Annotated in this window: 14 protein-coding genes and 1 pseudogene; 7 read left to right on the top strand and 8 right to left on the bottom strand. The window is 45.5% G+C overall.

Annotated elements, in window-relative coordinates; translation table 11 throughout:
- Positions 1 to 209 precede the first annotated feature (209 nt).
- Positions 210 to 3,278, top strand: a complete 3,069-nt coding sequence (locus K1Y79_RS00835) for a beta-L-arabinofuranosidase domain-containing protein (RefSeq protein ID WP_220248099.1) — start codon at positions 210 to 212, stop codon at positions 3,276 to 3,278.
- Between the two features lie 32 nt (positions 3,279 to 3,310).
- Here K1Y79_RS00835 and K1Y79_RS00830 read toward each other — a convergent pair whose 3' ends face one another.
- The 6 genes from K1Y79_RS00830 to K1Y79_RS00805 all read right to left on the bottom strand — a co-directional run bounded on the left by K1Y79_RS00830 (position 3,311) and on the right by K1Y79_RS00805 (position 11,719).
- Positions 3,311 to 3,652, bottom strand: coding sequence for a nuclear transport factor 2 family protein (locus tag K1Y79_RS00830; RefSeq protein WP_236059440.1), 342 nt, complete (start codon positions 3,650 to 3,652; stop codon positions 3,311 to 3,313).
- A gap of 152 nt (positions 3,653 to 3,804) precedes the next feature.
- Positions 3,805 to 4,899, bottom strand: a complete 1,095-nt coding sequence (locus tag K1Y79_RS00825) for a cytochrome-c peroxidase (RefSeq protein ID WP_220248097.1) — start codon at positions 4,897 to 4,899, stop codon at positions 3,805 to 3,807.
- Between the two features lie 9 nt (positions 4,900 to 4,908).
- Entirely contained in the window at positions 4,909 to 6,411 is a 1,503-nt protein-coding gene (locus tag K1Y79_RS00820) for a DUF6850 family outer membrane beta-barrel protein (RefSeq protein ID WP_220248096.1), read from the bottom strand.
- Positions 6,411 to 7,742 carry a DUF4876 domain-containing protein gene (locus tag K1Y79_RS00815; RefSeq protein WP_220248095.1) on the bottom strand — a complete coding sequence of 444 codons (1,332 nt, stop codon included), beginning with the start codon at positions 7,740 to 7,742 and terminating at the stop codon, positions 6,411 to 6,413. The genes K1Y79_RS00820 and K1Y79_RS00815 overlap by 1 nt, the downstream gene beginning before the upstream one ends.
- Before the next feature lie 106 nt (positions 7,743 to 7,848).
- Positions 7,849 to 10,878, bottom strand: a complete 3,030-nt coding sequence (locus tag K1Y79_RS00810) for a carboxypeptidase-like regulatory domain-containing protein (protein WP_220248094.1) — start codon at positions 10,876 to 10,878, stop codon at positions 7,849 to 7,851.
- Positions 10,859 to 11,719: a FecR family protein gene (locus K1Y79_RS00805; RefSeq protein WP_220248093.1), complete on the bottom strand. Its 861-nt coding sequence runs from the start codon at positions 11,717 to 11,719 to the stop codon at positions 10,859 to 10,861. The genes K1Y79_RS00810 and K1Y79_RS00805 overlap by 20 nt, the downstream gene beginning before the upstream one ends.
- Before the next feature lie 221 nt (positions 11,720 to 11,940).
- Here K1Y79_RS00805 and K1Y79_RS00800 point away from each other — a divergent pair, with 221 nt between their 5' ends.
- From K1Y79_RS00800 to K1Y79_RS00790, 3 genes are all read left to right on the top strand, one after another.
- Complete coding sequence (locus tag K1Y79_RS00800; RefSeq protein ID WP_220248092.1) at positions 11,941 to 12,498, top strand: RNA polymerase sigma factor; 558 nt, start codon at positions 11,941 to 11,943, stop codon at positions 12,496 to 12,498.
- 143 nt (positions 12,499 to 12,641) lie between these two features.
- Complete coding sequence (locus K1Y79_RS00795; RefSeq protein WP_220248091.1) at positions 12,642 to 13,472, top strand: SDR family NAD(P)-dependent oxidoreductase; 831 nt, start codon at positions 12,642 to 12,644, stop codon at positions 13,470 to 13,472.
- Positions 13,473 to 13,508: 36 nt separating this feature from the next.
- Positions 13,509 to 14,414 (top strand): helix-turn-helix domain-containing protein, encoded by a 906-nt coding sequence (locus tag K1Y79_RS00790; RefSeq protein ID WP_317197464.1) that lies wholly within the window; start codon positions 13,509 to 13,511, stop codon positions 14,412 to 14,414.
- 599 nt (positions 14,415 to 15,013) lie between these two features.
- On the opposite strand, the gene K1Y79_RS00785 is transcribed toward K1Y79_RS00790, so the two are convergent.
- Positions 15,014 to 15,670: a DUF6766 family protein gene (locus tag K1Y79_RS00785; RefSeq protein WP_220248089.1), complete on the bottom strand. Its 657-nt coding sequence runs from the start codon at positions 15,668 to 15,670 to the stop codon at positions 15,014 to 15,016.
- A gap of 382 nt (positions 15,671 to 16,052) precedes the next feature.
- Here K1Y79_RS00785 and K1Y79_RS00780 point away from each other — a divergent pair, with 382 nt between their 5' ends.
- From K1Y79_RS00780 to K1Y79_RS00770, 3 genes are all read left to right on the top strand, one after another.
- Positions 16,053 to 18,254: a glycoside hydrolase family 88 protein gene (locus tag K1Y79_RS00780; protein ID WP_220248088.1), complete on the top strand. Its 2,202-nt coding sequence runs from the start codon at positions 16,053 to 16,055 to the stop codon at positions 18,252 to 18,254.
- Positions 18,255 to 18,304: 50 nt separating this feature from the next.
- Positions 18,305 to 18,874 (top strand): chemotaxis protein CheB, encoded by a 570-nt coding sequence (locus tag K1Y79_RS00775; protein WP_220248087.1) that lies wholly within the window; start codon positions 18,305 to 18,307, stop codon positions 18,872 to 18,874.
- Between the two features lie 208 nt (positions 18,875 to 19,082).
- Positions 19,083 to 20,114, top strand: coding sequence for an LLM class flavin-dependent oxidoreductase (locus K1Y79_RS00770; RefSeq protein WP_220248086.1), 1,032 nt, complete (start codon positions 19,083 to 19,085; stop codon positions 20,112 to 20,114).
- A 31-nt stretch (positions 20,115 to 20,145) separates the two neighbouring features.
- Here K1Y79_RS00770 and K1Y79_RS29470 read toward each other — a convergent pair.
- A pseudogene (locus K1Y79_RS29470) lies at positions 20,146 to 20,493 on the bottom strand (DUF1016 N-terminal domain-containing protein); the annotation flags it as partial.
- Positions 20,494 to 20,575 lie beyond the last annotated feature (82 nt).

Genomic DNA, 20,575 nt, shown 5'->3' with positions numbered 1-20,575 from the left:
TCAAATTTGTCAGGTCTTTTTCATCAACTACATTGCATACTTGTTAATATCATTTGATCATTAGCTAAAATATATTTATCCTCACGCAGGTATTCTTCCTAGTTTCATAGCATATTATCAGGCATTGGCAATATCACGCCGGTAGAGCGGGTGGCACATTGCCTCCATCGCCGGATCAACAGCCGGCTATTGATGAAAATTATCCAAATATGAAAATGTACAAAGTGTTCCTGCGTGTCTTTCTCGTTGCCACATTCATGACCCGGGGTATTCTCATCATGTATGCACAGAACGGAGACCAGATACTGGACGGAATAGGTGAAACGGAAATGATTGCACGGTATGTATTTAACGGAGATCTCAGGGACTGGTCCCGTAACAACCTCCATGCCCGCTCGCAGGCGGACGCTCTCCGGTTTGTAAATGATGACCGGTTTGGAAAAGTGTTATCCCTCCCGGGAAATAATGATGCTTTTGTCACCATCCCTGGTGAAGCACTGAAGGATATGGAATCACTAAGTATCTCCGGTTGGATTTATCTGCGCTCCAGTCAGCCCGGTCAGCGCTTTTTTGATTTCGGAGCCGATACTTCCCGGCATTTCTTTGCCGCTCCTGTTGGTACCAACGCGCAGCCCGGCTATCAGGCCTTGATTACGGCAGATAATCACAGTCGGACCGGAGCGCATGCTCCTGCCATCCCTCTCAACAAATGGGTACACCTGGCAATAGTAATAGACATTCCCGCAAAAAAGATGATTACCTATGCTGACAGTAAACCTGTTGGTGAATCAAAAGAAATTCCTGCCGAATTAACAACAGTATTTGGTCAGCAATCTGCTGATAAAAGACGCCTTTATATCGGAAAGTCCTTACTGCCGGGAGATCCCGCACTGAACGCTATGATACACGATTTCCGTATTTACCGTGTGGCATTAAGCGCCCGGCAGATCACCGGCATCTATCACAATTCCCGGAAGGGTATCAATGAGGGTATGGTCAATACGACAGGAAAAAAGGAAGATGATCTGCCTCGTTTTTCAGGAGCTGACGCCCAACTCTATAATCGCTTCCTGGTAGCTGTATCCGATGTACAGGTAGAAACAGCGGTAGGAGAGCTGCCTCGTTTACCTGTCTATCTGCCAGGCACCTACCGCAATAACGAAAAAGGACCAAAGGTACGCGTACTATGGCCGGCAGCTACTGATAACAGCGCCGTGCTTAAGCCGGGTACCTATACAATCACCGGAGATATTGCAGGGACTGACCTGCATCCCAAAGCTTTTATTACGGTTAAAAAAACACTGGCTACCGGTACCCCGGCACTTAAGCTGGAAAAGTTTAAACTTGGTCAGGTCTCCCTTACTAATGATACCCATGGTCATGGTACGCCATTCGTAGAAAACCGTGATAAATTCATCACCACCCTGGCTGGTACTGACCCTAACTCTTTCCTCTACATGTTCCGGCATGCTTTCGGCCAACCACAGCCCACCGGCGCTAAGCCCCTTGAAGTGTGGGACAGTAAAGACACCAAGTTAAGAGGGCATGCCACCGGGCATTACCTCACTGCTATTGCGCAAGCTTATGCCAGTACAGGATATGACACTGCGCTACAGGCGAATTTTGCTGGCAAGATGGCATATATGGTCAACACCCTCTACGACTTATCCCATTTATCCGGAAAGCCAGCAGCAACCGGCAATAGTGCTGTTGCTGATCCTGCTGCCATACCATATGGTCCCGGAAAATCGGGTTATGATTCAGACCTGAGCGACGAAGGTATCCGCAATGACTACTGGAACTGGGGCAAAGGTTTTATCAGTGCTTACCCGCCGGATCAGTTCATAATGCTGGAGAGAGGGGCTAAGTATGGTGGACAGAAAAGCCAGATATGGGCACCCTATTACACCCTGCATAAAATACTGGCCGGCCTGATCGATGTCTATGAGGTAAGCGGTAATAAAAAAGCCCTGGACATAGCAGAAGGTATGAGCGACTGGGTATATGCCCGTTTAAGCCAGCTACCTAAGGATACACTCATCAAAATGTGGAATACCTACATAGCAGGGGAGTTTGGCGGTATGAACGAGTCTCTGGCACACCTGTACCGTATCAGCGGAGATGCCAAGTACCTGAAGACAGCTCAGCTGTTTGATAATATCAAGGTATTCTTTGGCGATACTGCTCACTCTCACGGTCTTGCCAAGAATGTAGACATCTTCCGGGGGCTACATGCCAACCAGCATATCCCGCAAATTGTTGGAAGTGTCGAGATATACAGGACGTCTGGCCAACCCGAATATTATAAGATAGCTGATAACTTCTGGTATAAGGTTGTCAATGACTACATGTACAGCATTGGCGGCGTTGCCGGCGCACGTAATCCTGCAAATGCAGAGTGTTTTATCAGTCAGCCGGCCTCCCTGTATGAAAATGGATTCTCTTCCGGCGGACAAAACGAAACATGTGCTACTTACAACATGCTGAAGCTCACCAGCGACCTTTTCCTGTTCAACCAGCGGGCAGAACTGATGGATTACTATGAACGTGCATTGTATAACCACATACTCGCTTCTGTAGCGAAAGATAATCCGGGAAACACCTACCATGTGCCACTCAGACCAGGGTCTGTCAAACAATTCGGTAATGCTGATATGACAGGCTTTACCTGCTGCAATGGCACGGCTATAGAGAGCAATACCAAGTTGCAGAACGCGATTTATTTCAGAAGTAAAGATAATAATGCGCTGTATGTGAATCTATATGTGCCTTCTACCTTGCACTGGACAGAGCGGGGCATAACTGTAGTGCAGACTACCAGTTTCCCGCATGAGGATCATACCCGTTTAACAATCAATGGTAGTGGCAAATTTGATATACATGTACGTGTGCCAGGTTGGGCCACCAAAGGCTTCTTTGTGAAAATCAACGGTAAGACACAGGCGCTTACAGCAACGCCAGGCAGTTATCTGAAAATAAACCAGGTATGGAAAGATGGCGATGTAATAGAACTGCAAATGCCTTTCGGTTTTCACCTGGACCCGGTAATGGACCAGCAGAATATAGCCAGCCTGTTCTACGGACCGGTATTGCTGGCCGCCCAGGAACCGGAAGCAAGAAAGGAATGGCGGACAGTCACTTTAGATGCAGCCGACATCAGCAGATCCATCAAAGGTGATCCGGCCCGGTTGCAGTTCACTATTGACGATGTGCCATTCAGGCCATTTTATGAGACGTACGGCCGCCACTCTGTTTACCTGGACGTCAGATTGAAATAGTTAATCTAGTACAACCTACGCATTTGTGATACTCAGGCAGGTATCACAAATGCTTTTAGTTTGTCCATCTTTCCCTCCCGGAATGTCCATACGTCGCAGTACTCGTAGTTTGCCATAGTTCCATCTTTCTGCTGCATGCTAATTTTGCCGCCGGCAGTAAGCATGTCCCCTTCGGCAATCAGGTACTCAACGATATTCTCCGGAGGTGCTATATATGATTCTGCCATGTATTGCCTGACAGCTTCTTTTCCCTGTAATCTTCTGTCGCCCACAAATGTCCACTCTGTATCATCTGTGCAGTAAGATAGGAATGCTTCATAATCGCCGGCTGTTACTGCCGCATTAGCTGTTTCGAGAATTGCTTTGTTACTCATATGCATATTGTATCCCTGGTTTTTGAATCAGATCATGACGCCGGCATACGGCCGGGACTAAACCTGCGTTATGAGATTGCATTATCAAAAATAGGCCCAAATGATCTGCTGCCAGTTCTTCAAACATGCACCAGTATTTTAACAAGCCTCTATTATTGTGGCAATACCGGTCTTGCTACATGTAACGGCTTGGCTGAGATGGCATGTAGGAAAGCAACCAGCGCACTTTTCTCATTTGCTGTTAGCTGTAATGGCTGCATCAGTATATCTGTTTTAGGAAACAGTGCATCGTTTTCCTGACCAGGTTTCGGACTCAACTGCATTCCGCTGTTATAGATGTTGATCACGCCCAGCAGCTCAGGAAACAGGCCATTGTGCATATATGGACCTGTGTAGGCTACATCTCTCAGCGAGGGTGTACGAAATCTGCCGATATCTGCAATGTTGTGCGTGATGTTATACCGTCCCAGATCCTCATATTTGCGCTGATAGTAGGTAAGCCCTATATTATGAAACTGTTTATCAGTAAAGTAAGGGCCATAGTGGCAGTTCATACAACGCGCTTTTGTACGGAATAAATGCAGTCCTTCCAGCTCCTGATCACTGAGCGCATTCACTCTTCCTTCCATGAACAGATCGAATTTGCTTCTACGGCTGCGGATTGTTTTTTCAAAGGTGGCAATGGCGGTAGCAATATTATCCACCGTAATTGGCTGCCCGGGGTACACTTCATTGAAGAGGGAATCATATTGCGCTATTGCCTGCAGTTTGGCAGGTAATAGCGCAGCATCCATATCCATCTCATGATGTGCGCCCAGCGGACCAAGCACTTGTTTATTCAGCGTACCCGCACGGCCATCCCAGAACAGATTGTCATAGATGAATACGTTGATGAGCGACGCCGTGTTACGTGAGCCCTGCAGATGATCATTCCCCAGTGAAACCCGTCTGCCATCACCCCACGCCAGGTCAGGTTCATGGCAGCTACTGCATGAGATCTGGTTGGAACGTGACAGTCGCGGATCAAAGAATAATAGTCTGCCCAGTTGTGCCTGCGGATCTTTTAACCCTTCTACCCAGGCATTCTCTTTGGGCAGAGGGGCCATCTCTTCCCATACCACACCACTGTCAATCGTTGGCCTCGGCCATTCATTCACAGGTTTGCTATACAGTTCGCGCAGTGATGTTGAGTTGGTCAGGGCGCATAAAACAATAAATGCCGTTATAATAAAAAGTGTTCGCTTCATCAGATACAATTAGAAATAAAAATTCAGTGACAGGGATGCTGATACCCTGTCCTTACCCGGCATCATTGCCTCGTCGAGCACAAGAGCGCTGAAATTCATGCCGCGCAGATAAATGATGCTGGCCTTGATGCCAGCGTAATAGCCCGGAAAGTATTTGTTGTAATGCAGGTCCAGATAGCCGCCCGCCTGGTCTGCTGTGTTAAAATAGTAATCATGGTAAATGACCTGTTGTGTAAACATGCCTGCACTGCCGTCATTTACTGACAATGTTTTGTCTGTTGCTTTACCGTAATGCAGGGTAACCGCGTATCCCCAATAGTCCTGTTTTGCTGATTGCCGCACCATCCCGAATGAGGGACGCAGTGTAAGCATCGTGTAGTGGATATGGTTACCGGTGGTTCCGTCCAGCCGCTGCGTGCTGTGACTGGCAACAGACACGCTATAGTTATTCCCATTACGGCTATGTGTAATCTGCGCACCGTAATTTTTTCCCCTGTACTGATAGTTGTTAGCTTTGTGGCGCACATGAAAATCTTCTCCTTTTTGCGCCTCATAATCCAAGGTGGCCGTCCAGGCTCGCCTGGACCATACCACATGCATGCTGCTGGTGGTGAGCGTGTACAAGGCAAGGGAGTCAAAGCCTGCGCCTGACTGATAAATATAACGTTGTTGCTCCCTGATCCATTTACCTGTAGCTGCAATAATGCCGGTTATACTATCTTTCCATACAAAAGAAGCCCCTCCGCCGGAACGGATCATCTTATTACGATACACTCTATCGTTGCGCTTCAGGGCTGGTTCTCCGTAACCGTTGATCAGGTAATTGGCATATGCAGGATAGGCATGACTGTCTACATAGTTGATGTTTTTATAGGCGACGTTCAGCTGTTCCTGTCCATAACCATAATACCCATCTATAGTAGTAGTGAGCTTAGATCGCCATATATATCCTGTACCGGCAGATAGATCAAACTGATAGTCTGACATGCTGCCCCTCGGATCATTCACAGAATAATGATCGCCGATCCGGTAGTTCAGACCTACAGCGAGCGGTAGATGGTTACTCAAGAAGACGCGCTGTGCTATGGCTTTTGCCTGGTAGACGTTTCTATTATAGCTAACCGGAACGGGGGAGCCCATATAGTAAGGGGTAGTGGTATTATTCCTGGTCTGGTGTGCAAAACGTGTACTGTCTTCAGTGATACGCTGATAACCGAATTGCCCCCACAAAGCTACTTTGCCCAGTGTTGTCTTGCCCTCCGTGTTAAAGCTGACAGCACGAATCTGCGTACTACCCTGAGCGGGAACAAATGTTCCTTTTTCATAAGTATATCCCAGCCTGACGGTATTAAAACCGTCAGGCATCAGGGTATAAATGAAAGTATGTGATAGCTTAGCGGCTTCATATAGCAGGTATTGCGCAGAGTCTCCCGCCAATGAAGCGGAAATCTGTCCATTTGCGCACAATGGTCCAATGAAGCAGGGTACTAGTAATGTCAATAATTTTCTCATTATTTAAATCCACGTGGATTGGCGAAATCCAGGTAATCAAAGTCTTCAGTTGAGTTATTAGTATCTTTCAGAATAATGCGACCATTCACTGTTCTGGCTGTTTTTCTGATTACTGACTGAGAAGAGTAACTACCTTTAGGTACAAAGGTGAAACCTGCATCAAAAGCAGCATTCAGTTTTTTTGGAATACGGTCTTCTGCGGCAGACGGCTGTACTTCTACACCGTCAATAATGTACTGGTTAGGTACTTGTATATAGTAATCGGCAGTCGATGGGGGCGGCGCTAATGTTGGCAACGGATAAGAAGGCCAGTTGCGTACATTCTGCGAAGCATCTACTTTAAAGATGATATAGGCATCTCTGCCGGGATTGTCAAGTATGTAGTCTCTGCCGTTATACTGGTACACCACCATGTTGGGTACTTCGGGATTGTCGATATCAGATGCAAGCGGAGATCCTGCAAAGTCGCCGTAATAGGCTTCAAAATCGGCTCCGCTCAGATCTACCGTCAGTGATGGATCTTTAACGGAGATCGTATTACCATTTGCGCCAGTAAAAGGCGTTTTATGGTTGAGCGCTGTTTGCGCTATGATAATGCTGCTACCAGGTTGTACCGGATAAGTTGTGCCATTGCCGGGCACCATCAGAATGGAGCGGGTATACACGTAATCATTATTTGCATCAATATTCGGGTTCATACCAACAGAATGTGTCCAGTCAACCTGCCCGTTTGGAAGTACGTGTGTGTTATTACGCGTTAGACTTTGCCTGCCAAACAGCTGGCCGATATAAATACTATCTGCATACAATACCTTGTCTGTGTTGTTATACAATTCAATGAACTGATCACGGTATAATGCACCTTGGGTGGTATGCGAACCTGCATAGTAAATTTGTTTGATCACCCAGTCTCCCACAGTACCTGCTACCAGTGTAAGGTTCAGTTTGATTTCATCGCCTACAGCTACACGGGTGTTTTTTTCAGACGCATTAAAAGTGATGTTCTCTTCAATCAGGTTACCGGTGATCCTGTAGTAGGTGGTATCAGCAATGGTGACCATGGCGTCAATATCATAAGCGCCGGCCTGCACGTTGGTAAAGCGTACCCTACCTGAATCATTGGAAGTCGCAGTTTGTACCGTGCCTGAGTTGGTGTTGGTCATCTTGACGGTGATGCCACCTACCGGCAGTTTGTATTTACTTGAGTCAAGTCCATAGGATAGATTTACTGTAACATCTACAGGCCGTATGCCGGTGCTGATCGTATCCTCTTTTTTACAGGATATGGCTGCTGTGATGATCAGTAAAAGCAAGTAAGAAATCTTTTTCATCTGTTAATTTTTAATTTTAATTGTCAGTGGTATCCTTGTACGATGTATTGTCACTGCCATATGCCTGAAAGGATAGCCTGAACAGAACATATGCATACTGCTGATGTTAAATCTTTATAGACATCTCTGCGCCAAAAGTCGGTGCGGAATTAGGGAAATTGTACGTTCCTCCTGAATTGATATAATATGGCTGGTAGTTAAATACATTGTATACATTGAATGAGAACCGGAATCTTTTTTTAATCTCTTTGCCTATGCTCAGGTGATAGTTCATTACCGCCCTGGGTATATTCTCCTGATTTAACTCACTTTCCGGTCTGAGCAGATGTCCGTAAGCCGGATTGGTCTGATCAAATCCTTTGATTGATACGAACTGCAGGTCATTCGTGAAGTAAGCATCAGGGATCCCGCTTTCTGCCGCTTTGAGTGTCTTGTTCAGGAAGTTGCACTCTGCGGTAAACTGCAGCATCAGGCTGATCTTCGGAATGTGTGTAATCGATGAGATGCGACCATTACTGAAGTAGCTCGTATATCGAGAGGAAGGATATCTGCCCATGTAGGCATGAGCCGGTGCCGTTACACCCGATTCACGGGTCATCCAGACAGGGGCAGACGAATGATACGCTGATCTGTTAATACCGGCGCTGAGATTAAAAGAAGTCTCAATTGACTTGACTTTTGGCGTACTGACCATTAGCTCTACGCCCTGACTATTCGTGTTCAGCAGGTTCCTGAATATGTTGCCGTTTGCCAGGTAGCGTCTTGTGCCTGTTTGTGTAACAAGTGGTTTTAAGCCTGGCCGGTACTGCGCCGTATAAACCGGTAGTTCCAGCACTTCCTGCACTTCAAGCGTTCCGATGCCATTGCGCGACCATTTACTATATACATTAGAAGAGAGGCTGAAGCCGGCATGTTTATATTGTGCTGACAGTTCTAAAGTCTGCGTACTTGAAGAGCGTAATCCTACATTACTCGGGTCATAACGGTGAACGAATATCCTGCTTTCACTTTCTGCTACATTTCCGTTGTAGGCATTCAGTAAGGGAATGTCTGTGAAGATAGGGCCGGGGTAGCGCATGGCCAGTCCGGGAGACTTATATGCCAGTCCATAAGCAACCCCCAGGCGCAACTTGTTGCTCGCTTCATAATTGATATTGATCCTTGGCGAACCGGTAACGTATCCATTCTGCACATCTAACCGGGCCCCTGCACGCACATGGAGATAACGACCCCTGACATTAGCTTTGAATACGTCTTCAGCATAGATGCCCAGATCCTGTTGTGCAATCACCCTGCTGAAGTCATAATAACGCTCCGATCGTGCACCTCTTGTACCATTAGGGCTGATATCCGTAGTACTGCGGGGTCTGCCGGGGTCTATAGCCTGCCCTAATCCTTTATTTTTCCCATAACTGTAGTTACCGCCCATTGTCAGGAAGTGCAATATGCGCCCTGTTCTGTATTCATTACTGATATCCAGGCTGGCAGTCATGTTAACAGGCCGGCCATCAATAATGCTCTCGGCTGTGTAAATGCCTCTGTCATATATACCCTGATGGATGCCTGTGGTAGTGGCATCTGTATATAACACGTATGGCTCATTCATCTGCCATTCCCGATAGGAATACTGATGCCCTTCACTATAGCGTACATTCAGACTCACATTTTTTACGAACCGGCTGTTCACCCTATATGCAGCTTTGTTGCTGATACTAAAGTTCCAGCTATCAAAACGTACGATTGTGCTTGTCGGATCATCGGGGTCGCGTTTAATGCCATCCAGGTTTCTGCCATAATCAGCGATTGTGGTGATCTTTAGCCGGTGCTCTTTTCCGAAATAGTTGGTCCAGATGACGTTGCCATTAATACGGCGGTAAGCTTTCAGTTTATCGCGCGAATCTGCATATGAGTTGACATAGCTGAACCCTGCATTCATGACACCGGCTTTTTCAGACAGGCGAAAGCCTTTACTAAAACTGGTACTGGTTGCATTATCTCTTAGCTGCGTGCGAAAGTAACCTTTGGAAATGCCTGCCTGTCTTTCAATGATGATAGCTCCGTCGGTGAGGTCGCCGTATTTGGCAGACGCTACGCCGGATACTACTTCTATCCGCTCGATATTATCTGGAGTGATCTGCCTGAGGTCCGTACCGCCGAAAGTGTAATCGCCGGTATAGGCTGAAGTTCCGGTACCTCTCAGACCGTAAGTATTCGGACTACTAAGGAATGAACCAGCAATACCCCTGTGGCCTGGATTGAAGGTCTGCATGTTCATGTTGTTGGATAGGGTATTGCCATCCATAACAATAGCAACGCCAAAAGCGTTATTCAGCTCAAACGCGCCTTTGTTTTTCTGTGTCGAAAAGAAGTTTGCCCGCAGGTTAATGTTTTGTACGTTCTGCAGCGAAGGTGGTGTAATCTGTTTATTAGGGATATGGTTAAGCAGATCATTCAGACTGAGTGCTGTAGTCTGCTCGATCATCTCCCGGTTTATTATCAATGATGAATTGGAACTGGCCTCAAACGTCCGGCTGGCGGTAACAGCTATGTCTTTCAACCGCAGGCTTACTTCTTTCATCACCGTATTTGCAAGGATGGTATCTGCCTGTATGGTGGAGAGTTTGAGTGTCTGCTGCTGATATCCCACATAACTGATTTCCAGGGTAAAATTGCCGAAGGCAGACGCCTGGAGATGGAAGTACCCTTGTGCATCTGTGGCGGAGAACTGGTTCAGCTCTGTTATCCGGATAGTGGCAGCGGGAAGCGCAATGCCTTCTTCATTCACTACCCTGCCAGATACACTATGATTAGTAGGTACAGCGGGCGTAGTTTTCGTAGCAGACGTATGTTTATATATGACAAGCCGGCTGCCTTGCAGGCGATAGCTGAAATCTGTGCCCTGCAGCATACTGCTGATAATATGCCTGACTGGTTGCTGCTGATAGTCCTGTGCGGCAAGTTTTACCTGCCTGGCCTCCTCCGGATTGAAGGTAATATGAACGCCCGACCGTGCTGATAAAGCCGCGAGGGCCTGATCCAGCCGGGTGCCTTTACTGATTGTAAAATCAGTTGTCTGTGCATGACATGCTATGGCCAGCAGTGACAATAGCAATATATTAATTACAGCCTTTGCCATCTATGATAATTTCTTGCTGACGGATAGTATATACGATGCCGTATACCAGTTCCAGGTTATCCAGGATATTGTGTATCGGTTCTTTTTTACTGAAGCTGGTAGTGATTTTACAAGCCATAATCTCTTTGTTTTTTACTACAAACCGTACGTTATAACTTTCCTGCAGGGATTGTAGCAGCTGACGAACTGTTACGTTTTCAAGCGACACATCCTCATGATCAAGTAGGCATGTTTCCCCTGCATGTAATTCTATAGCGCCTATCTGAACGACTCCTTCAGTTACGTTGACACGGGTTATTTTCCTTACAGGGTCACTGCTTACATGAAAGGCGGTTCCGATATCCGTGACGGTATACCCTGTGCTGGTTTCAATTGTGAACGGATGTGCAGTGTCATGTTTCACCTCGCAGTATAATGTACCCTGTTCCAGCAGCACTTTTCTGCTACCTTTCAGGTATTGTATACGTGTGCCTGGTTGTAAATACAATAATGTACTGTCAGAAAGGAAGAACTTTTTAAGCTGACCTGCCTCAGTAACAACTGGTTGCAGCCTATCCGTACGTAACCATCTGTAACCTGCCACTGCCAGTATTGTTACGGCAGCAGCAGCAGCTATCCATCCATACAGGGAAACTTTTCGCGGACGGGTAAGTTGTCTTAATTGCTGCTCCGCATTCCACTGATACATGCCATTAATCAATACGGCTGCTTCTTCCAGCACCGGCAAATGTTCAGGGTGCGTGGTCTTAAATTCCTTCCATTGTTGATTCGTAGCTGCATCAGCTGTTCCCAGGCAATAGCGGATATAATTTTCGTCTAACAGTAGGGCTTCTACGTCCATTCGGTTCGTGCGTTTACTCAATAGAGTGACTCCCGACCAGTTTTTACCCGGTTGTATTTTGCCGGAAAAATATGTTGTCGGCTGTAATGCTTTGCTGTGGCCTTGTGACAGGCCATTGATCAATTTGGGAAAAAATATAATGACTTGAATTTCCCGAATGCGTAAATCATATTTTGCAGTATAAGATACATTTGCGCCTTCTATCAATTAATCGCAACCGCATGGGAACCAGGGGGACTGAAGAGATCAATGCGTTGTGGATAGCATTTGTAAACGATCAGGGCGAACAGGAGTTCTATGCATTGTATCGCCGTTTTTTTCCTTATCTGCTTTCAGTAGGATTAAAAATCAATCCGGACAGGTCACTGGTAACAGATACGCTGAACCAGCAATTCCTGCACCTATGGCAACAGCGCGCCAGGTTAAATGACGTCGCGTATCCGCTCACTTACATCACTACCTCTTTTAAGAGGCGGTTGTTAAAAGAAGGTATTGCTTTTTATACCGGACAGGAACTGACAGATGAGCACCTGGAATTACTTACGGAACAATCTCCGGAACAATTATCCCTGCTCAGAGAAGCGGATGCTGTACAGCAGCAAAAGATCACAAATGCTATTGAACAACTTTCGGACAGGAAGCAACAGCTGATCCGGATGAAGTATTTTGAAGGATTGTCATATGCTCAGATGGCTGTCGCTACAGGTCTCAGCGAACGGACTATCTATAACAAAGTACATGAAGCCATCAAAGAGCTGCGCAAACTGCTTGTGCCGTAAGGAAATGTAATACCTGTTCAACAGGGCGATGCTTAAGATGAGGGTATGCCATCAGTAATCTGGATACGTGTTCCCGTAATCCGGCTACTTTTGTGATAGGCTGACAACCGAATTTTGTAGCTATAAAAATGCTGCAAATGAATATGAACGAAACATCCCAAGTCTGGCTGGTTACTGGTGCTTCCCGCGGACTGGGTTTACATCTTACCAAAACATTGTTATCACTGGGACATCGCGTAGTTGCTACCAGCCGTAATATCACTTCGTTCAACAATGCAATTAATGTTGATGAAGCGCGTTTCTATCCATTAGAATTGGATATTACTTCAGATCAGGCTGTTAAGCAGGCAATAGATAAGGCGGTATCACATTTCGGCAGGATTGATGTCGTGGTTAACAACGCCGGTTATTGTTTAGTAGGAAGCATTGAGGAAATGACAGATCAGGAATTTCGGAATACTATCGATGTGAATCTGTTTGGAACTGTAAATGTGCTGCGCCATGTCATCCCTTATCTGCGGAAGCAACAGTCTGGTCATATCATCAACATCTCTTCCAACGCCGGATACGTCGGTTTTGCAAACGCTGCCAGCTATAATGCCGCCAAGTTTGGTATTATTGGTCTGACAGAAGCGCTTGCGCAGGAAGTAGCACCCTTTGGTATTAAAGCGACCGTTGTTGCTCCGGGGCAGTTCAGAACCAGGTTTATGGACTCTCTCCAGTATGTAACGAATAGAATTGCTGTGTATGGCGTAGACCAGGCTGAGAAAATGTGGTCAGGTTTTAGTGGTCAACAACCTGGAGATCCTGATAAACTGGCAAAGATCCTGGTGGAAATTACCACTATGTCACAACCACCCCTGCATTTGCTGTTAGGCGCTGATACCTACCAGCTTGTTCCGAAAAAAAGGAAAGAAGAAGATGCAGAATTTGCACAATGGGAGTATCTTACTTTGTCAACAGATTTCGATTAATGCTGCGAACGCTGTTTACCTTTTCAAATGAAATGTATGACGCCATATTCCATCAAGTCCATCCGGCAATTACATGAACTGCTTGATCTGCCCCGGCCCCGGCATCCGCTTATCAGCGTCATTGACTTTTCTACAATCAAATGTTTCGATGATCCTGTGCTGGAATCAGTTACGTACAGTTTTTATTGTATTGCCCTGAAGAAGAACTTCAAGGGACATATGCGCTATGGGCAGCAGCATTATGATTTTGATGATGGCGTCATGACATTTTTCAGCCCTAATCAGGTAGTCATAACTGAGATCCGTGATGACTGGGATCTTTCTGGATTATGGCTTGTTATTCATCCTGACTTTATACATGGAAATCCGCTGGCAAGGGAAATCCGCCGTTATGGATATTTTTCTTACGCTGTTAATGAAGCGCTGCATTTATCTGAAGATGAGGAACGCATGATCACGGCATTATTAAATGAGATTGCCAGGGAAAGTGCATTACCGACCGATACATTTTCACAAACTATCCTGATCAAACAGATTGAATTATTACTTAGTTACTGTGAGCGGTTTTATTACCGTCAGTTCCTTACACGCAAACAGGCTGGTGGTAACCTGTTGAGTGATTTTGAGCAGTTACTGGATGAGTACTTTGATGATGAAACCGCCCATCACCACGCTGTGCCTACTGTATCCTTACTGGCAAAGAAAATGAACTTGTCAGCCAATTATCTGAGTGATATGTTACGTAGTCTCACCGGTCAGAGTGCGCAACAGCATATCCAGCTGAAGCTGATCGATAAAGCGAGAGAACTGCTGAGTGCAACAGATCTGTCTGTCAGTGAGATTGCTTACCGATTAGGATTTGAATATCCACAGTCTTTCAGCAAATTGTTCAAAAACAAAACAGATAAAACACCCAGGCAGTTCCGGTCTATGTTCAGCTAGTTGCTGTTGCGCGCACTACCGGGATCATACCTGTACATCCCTTTTAACCACTGAAAGCAGCTATGCGTTTGTCAGCAGGCAGCTGCCTTAAAAAGCTGCTGCGTTATTAGTCTGGTGATATTGAGACTAATTATAAACCATTATTTCAAAGAGCTACGCTGATAGCGCTGCTTATCCTCTCAGCTGACATGTCTTCACCATGTAAGGTTCCAGGAGCAGTCTTTCAGTATACCCCGTGCGCAAACAAACAGTCTTTCACGAGGTTGGTAGTCATTATCCTGATAGGTGTTAACCAGCAACTTTTTCGCCTTTATAGCACCCTGATGATGACTGTTGAGACAAAATTAACGCTGTTATAGACGCGATTCCGGACTATGTCCATAGGACGCCAAATCGTGTGCATAGGACGCCATATCATGGTGTGGCGAGGCTGTGAAGCCATGTAAAATGAGGGAGGGGTGAGCGATGGGTACTCCGGCTGATTGACCGGTTTTTGCGGTTTTTTATCATGCTACGTTGATCTTACGTTTTTGAACGTAGCATCAACGTAGGATGATGAAGAGAGTACCGTCCTGAAAGAGGTTTACACGGCCGATCAATTATTCGCCTGTTTCGTAATCAGGCGCATCCACAGGTTTAGATTGGGGAGATCCTTTCTGTCGTAGGAAGATAGACAGTACGACAATGGTGAATACGGATAGAAACTCGCTTTGCCAGTTCTGGAAAGATTCAAACCAGAACCGTGTATCTGCAATGTAATTACTCCATGACTCCAGTGGTAATCCCTTTTGTGCAAGTTGTTCATTCTCATCTTTCAGACTACCATAGAGGTGCAGTATAAATGAAAGAATAAACAGGATGAGCAGTATGATGGTAAGTGAATGTTTGTATAGCGCTAATATCCAACCACCTTTCCTGACAGGCCAGGGGGCATCTTTACGTAGTGGTGAAGGTTCACGGTCTACCTCTTCCGACTCATCCATCTTCTTGGATTCGGAAGATCCTTTTTGCCGTAAAGATATGGTGAGTACAACAAACAGTGCCATTTGCAGAAATTCACTTTCCCAGTTTTCAAAGGTAGCTTGTATAAAATGCCCTGACATCACATACTGACCCGCATTTACAGGTGGTTGATGTTCTTCGGTAAGTTCTTTGTTATGCTCAGCCAAACCGGTATAAAATTGGCCAATCAGGCTGATAAAAAAAAGCAGGAAAACAACGATAGAAAGTCCGTTGTTGCGCAATACGTTTTTCATGGTTTGAGTATAGTGACGGTGATACTAAATACATACCATCCTTGTAATTTTCCCCTGAAGTATATGGCGGGGAGGGCTTTAACTGATCATTACTGAAATTGCAACTACCAGATGTTTTATTACCTTTCAGTGTTGCCGTAATTGTTGTGTATAGTCTTACACACACTATGTACATATATACTTAAAGATATTTTCTGTCGTGCGATGCCTTTTAGCAGACAGCTATTGATATGATGCTTCTTCGGGTGTAGCAGGTGCAATATTACTACGGTATAATATTCGCGGTGAGTTGGTGAAGGCCATATCCGTAATATAACCACCATGTGGTGTAGCAGCGATTGATTTGTATTCACATCCTCCAAACAAGCAGAAACTATTTACTATGACACATTCACTATCTCCCTGGGCGGTTGCCGCCTCACGTTATTTTATGACAGATGAAAAACTGGAACTCTATAAAATAGTGTTTGCGCCATATACTTTCCAGGTGTATGCTACGCCTGATTCGATATGGATAACGGTGAGTCAGCCATCGGGAGGTAAGGTGATGTTCCGGGCGGCCTATTGCGCGGGAGGTCATATGACAATAAAATACTGTACAAAGTCAGACACTGGGTTACATATCGGCGCAGATTGTCCTGCAGGCGACCAGCGTGTACTTATTACAATAGATGAAGGTAAATGGCCTGTACTGCATTACCAGACAACTTTCACCCCTGCTGCTCCGGTATTCATTCCTTTCTGGCCGCGGGATATCGTTGTCTCAGGAGAAGATAACAAACCGGAGAATACAGAAGGAGAGCTGCATGTGAAGCAGGCTGGTACCCGTTCAGGGCTGTTATACTTTACAGAAAGGAAGCCTGCATTTGGAGCAGTGCTTTACCTGCAGAATTTAACCGCCCTGGCCGCTTACAATGAAGTGACCGGTACATCTGCAAAAGAACTCGTAGGCGGCCAATGGCCGGAAATAGGTATGGCATTGCCCACCACTAATGACAAGTCCCTGCCAGCAGATGAATCATTTATTGTGAATGATGCATATGTAACCTTTGATACAAATATCGCTATAACAGATACAGACATGAGCAGGCAGTTCGTGGATATGCTAGCAGCAGTGTATCTGAAAATGCCGCGACCAGAGACCACGTATAAGCATTGGCCGGATATTCTTGAAAAAGGATTACAAGACCTGGATAATCATGGTTGCTGGACATACATTGCTGGCAAGAAATATTTAAACGCTTATTTCTGTGATTATAAAACGCCGCCGGAGATCATGGTACAGCTGGCCGTTCTGCTACCGCAGCTCGACTTCGCAAAGTGGAGCGGTCGTGACCTACCTGTTATAGCGGATATCCGGAAGACGGTTAATGACTTCTATAACCCCGAACTAAAGACCATCATGAGATGGCTACCTGCTGTGCAGGATTGGCTGGAAGGGGAGGAGGAACAGAAAGCGCCGCTTACTATGGACTCCTGGTATCTTCATCATCCGTTGCTGAATCTTGCCCGTTTAGCCGCTGAAGGAGATAAAGATGCGGAACGGCTTTTCTTTGATTCGCTTGATTATACAACAAAGGTAGCCAGGCACTTCAATTATAAATGGCCGGTTTTCTATAAAATGGATACCCTCGAAGTACTTAAAGAGGAGACAGCACCAGGCAAGGGTGGAGAAAAAGATGTTGCAGGACTATACGCTCATATATTGTTACAGGCATATGAGCTTTCCGGTAATGCAACCTACCTCGAAGAGGCAGAGCGTGCTGCTGAGACATTGGCCGGATTGGGATTTGAACTCTTTTATCAGGCAAATAATACTGCTTTCAGCGCAAAAGCGCTCCTAAAGTTGTGGAAGGTAACTGGTAAACGGCAGTATCTTGACCTGAGCATTACCTGCCTGGCTAACATATTCCGGAATGTACAATTATGGGATTGTAATTATGGATTCGGAAAACATTATGGAACCTTCTTTGGACTGTTCCCGTTAAATGATGCTCCTTACACAGCGGCCTATGAAGAGTCTGAAGTGTTCTGTGCGCTTAATGAATACCTGGCGCTGGCCGAAGGGGAGCCGGTTCCCGACTCAATACGTCTGCTGGCAAGTGAATATATACGGTATCTGATAGACCGGGCATGCTATTACTATCCTCCAATGCTTCCTGAAGAGATGTTATCGAAGGAGATTAAAACAGGCGAGCTTGACCGGAACTTATGGATCGTACTGGAAGACCTTAACGACGGTTGGCTACCCTCAGGGGCCGTGGGACAGGAGGTGTATGGCTCAGGAAATGCATTTGGAATCGTACCCAGGCATTACCATTATGTACCTGAAGCCGGTTTTGGTGTTGCTGTAGATTATCCGGTTGTGCGTTTTGACAACTCACAACAACAGGTATCCTTTGATATACTAGGTAGCAACCAACTGCGTTGCCGGCTGGTGTTGTTGAAAATAAGCGATAAGGAGTTGCCACAGCTGACAGTCCGCTTACAGGGAGAAAAGATTGCCACCACCGGCAACTTACTGGCGGAGGGGCATCTTGCCTATGAAATCAGCGGCGGCCAGCATGTTGACATAACCTGGTAATGCAGACTGGGCACAATTTCTGCACCTGACGATAACCAATGTTGAAAAGTATGAGTTTCTTAGTTGTTGCAATTGCAGTGTCTGGCGGCGGCATAGAAGATCTGAAAACACTGTTTGGAAAAATACCCGCTAATGTACATATTGCTTTTATAGTCGTTGCTCCGTTAAGACGGGACAGAGAAAGCAAGTTGTCCGAACTCGCACGCCGGTACAGTTCACTTCCCGTTATTAAAGTCACGTCAACTACCAGGATACAGCCCGGATATGTCTATGTTATCGCTGAAAACAGTCTGATATCCGTTAATGAAGGAATGCTGCACGTCCGAGCGAGAAAGCCGCATGAACTAATAAACACTGCTATTAAGGATCTGTTTTATTCGATGGCTATGGACCTCAAAGAGCGGGCGATTGCCGTTGTATTGGGTGGTATGGGAGATTCCGCCACTTTTGGAACAACAATGATAGGCAAACAGGGAGGGTATGTTATCACCAAAGAGCCTGAGATTGGAGCAAATAGCGAAATGACAAAAAATGTGATCGAGTATGACTCCCCTAATGTAATACTACCATTGGATGATATCGCAAGTCACCTGGTCGAGCTATCGGAACGCCATGTATAAATAGAATTTTTACTGTCTCCGGATAGTCAAAACACCGTTTTTACTGCTATCCTTGCTATAAGTTTAGCTTTCCTTTGGGAAAGTACTATACAAAGTATAGCGATTTATGGTTAGCTTTGACTATAATTTTGAGAAAAGGCTCCCGCTGTCATCCCGAGATGGATATATGGCAGTGTGTAGCTAATGGGATGGTAAAAGAACAAATAATATGGAACAACAGCGTATCGCATATTCGATTTTAGAACTGGCATTAGTGCCGAAAGGCAGTACAATAAAAGAGACACTGAACAATTCGCTGGCGTTAGCGAAGGAAGCGGAGGCATTGGATTACCAGCGGTATTGGTTTGCAGAGCATCATAACGCTAATTATCTGGGCAGCAATGCCCCTTCAATACTGATAGGTTACGTGGCCGATAACACAGACAAAATCAGGGTAGGCTCCGGTGGCATCATGCTACCCAACCATTCTCCACTGGTTATCGCTGAACAATTCGGGACATTAGCTCACTTATATCCTGGTCGTATTGATCTGGGATTAGGCAGGGCACCAGGTACTGACCAGCAGACTGCCCGTGCTATACGCTCTGATTTCATGCAGGCGGCGCACTCATTTCCGCAGGAAGTAAATAAAATTCAGCAGTATTTTTCTGAAGAGAATAAAGTGGCGCAAGTACGTGCTTCCATCGCAGAAGGCACAGATGTACCATTGTACATTTTAGGTTCCAGTACAGACAGCGCTCACCTTGCTGCTGACAAAGGGTTGCCCTACGCGTTTGCCAGTCACTTTGCCACTACACATCTGATGAACGCTTTAAGGATCTACCGCGAAGAGTTTAAACCTTCACCATCACTGAACAAACCATATACCATCGCTGGTGTCAACGTGTTTGTAGCAGATACTGATCGTGAAGCTGAAATGCTCTTTACAACATTGATTAAAATGTTTGTCGGCGTACTGACAGGTGTATCTGATGCCTTACAACCACCGGCAGAAATGACCGATGATCTGAAGGATGTAACGAAACATCCTGCTATCAATCAGATGTTGAAATATTCCTTTTATGGAAGTAAAGAGACTGTAAAGAAACAAATCAGTGAGTTCCTGGATGTAACAAAAGTAGATGAGCTAATATGCGTTACACCTACTTTTGATATCAAAGACAGAATAAAGTCTATCAGAATGTTTGCTGAGATTATGGGCGAGATTAACAAAGAGAAGAATAGCGTTGTAAACGCATGACTAGGGGCTGACCAAAAAGTCAAAAAGGACTTTATGGTCGGTCCCAATTTTTTGGATCAATTTTTAAGATTAATCTGTTAAGCGTATCACGGGACCAACCGTTTTTATGGGTGGCATTCGCGTAAACAATGGCAATATCGATGTCTTTTACCTTGGAAATCAAGGTTCTTTGATACGACCAAGGCAATTGTGCCACAGGTTGTGGCACAAATTCGAACTGTTGAGAAAAGAACAAGTACCATTGACGTATCGTATATAAATTCCTACGGGAAAATCCATTTACTTGAGGAAAACTTGCCTTTAAATCTGTTGATAGCTGTTGAAGAAAATTATCGCCCCATTTAAATTCTGCCTGCCTCGACACGATTTCCTTTCCTAAATCCCAGTAAAGTTAAATCAGAATAATATTGAAATTACTAGTGGCCCGCAACTGGGCTTGTTGAACTTTATGTTTAATTTGT

The organism is Chitinophaga rhizophila, assembly GCF_019492185.1.
Classification (GTDB): Bacteria; Bacteroidota; Bacteroidia; order Chitinophagales; family Chitinophagaceae; genus Chitinophaga; species Chitinophaga rhizophila.
This window is presented reverse-complemented; position numbering and strand designations above follow the sequence as displayed.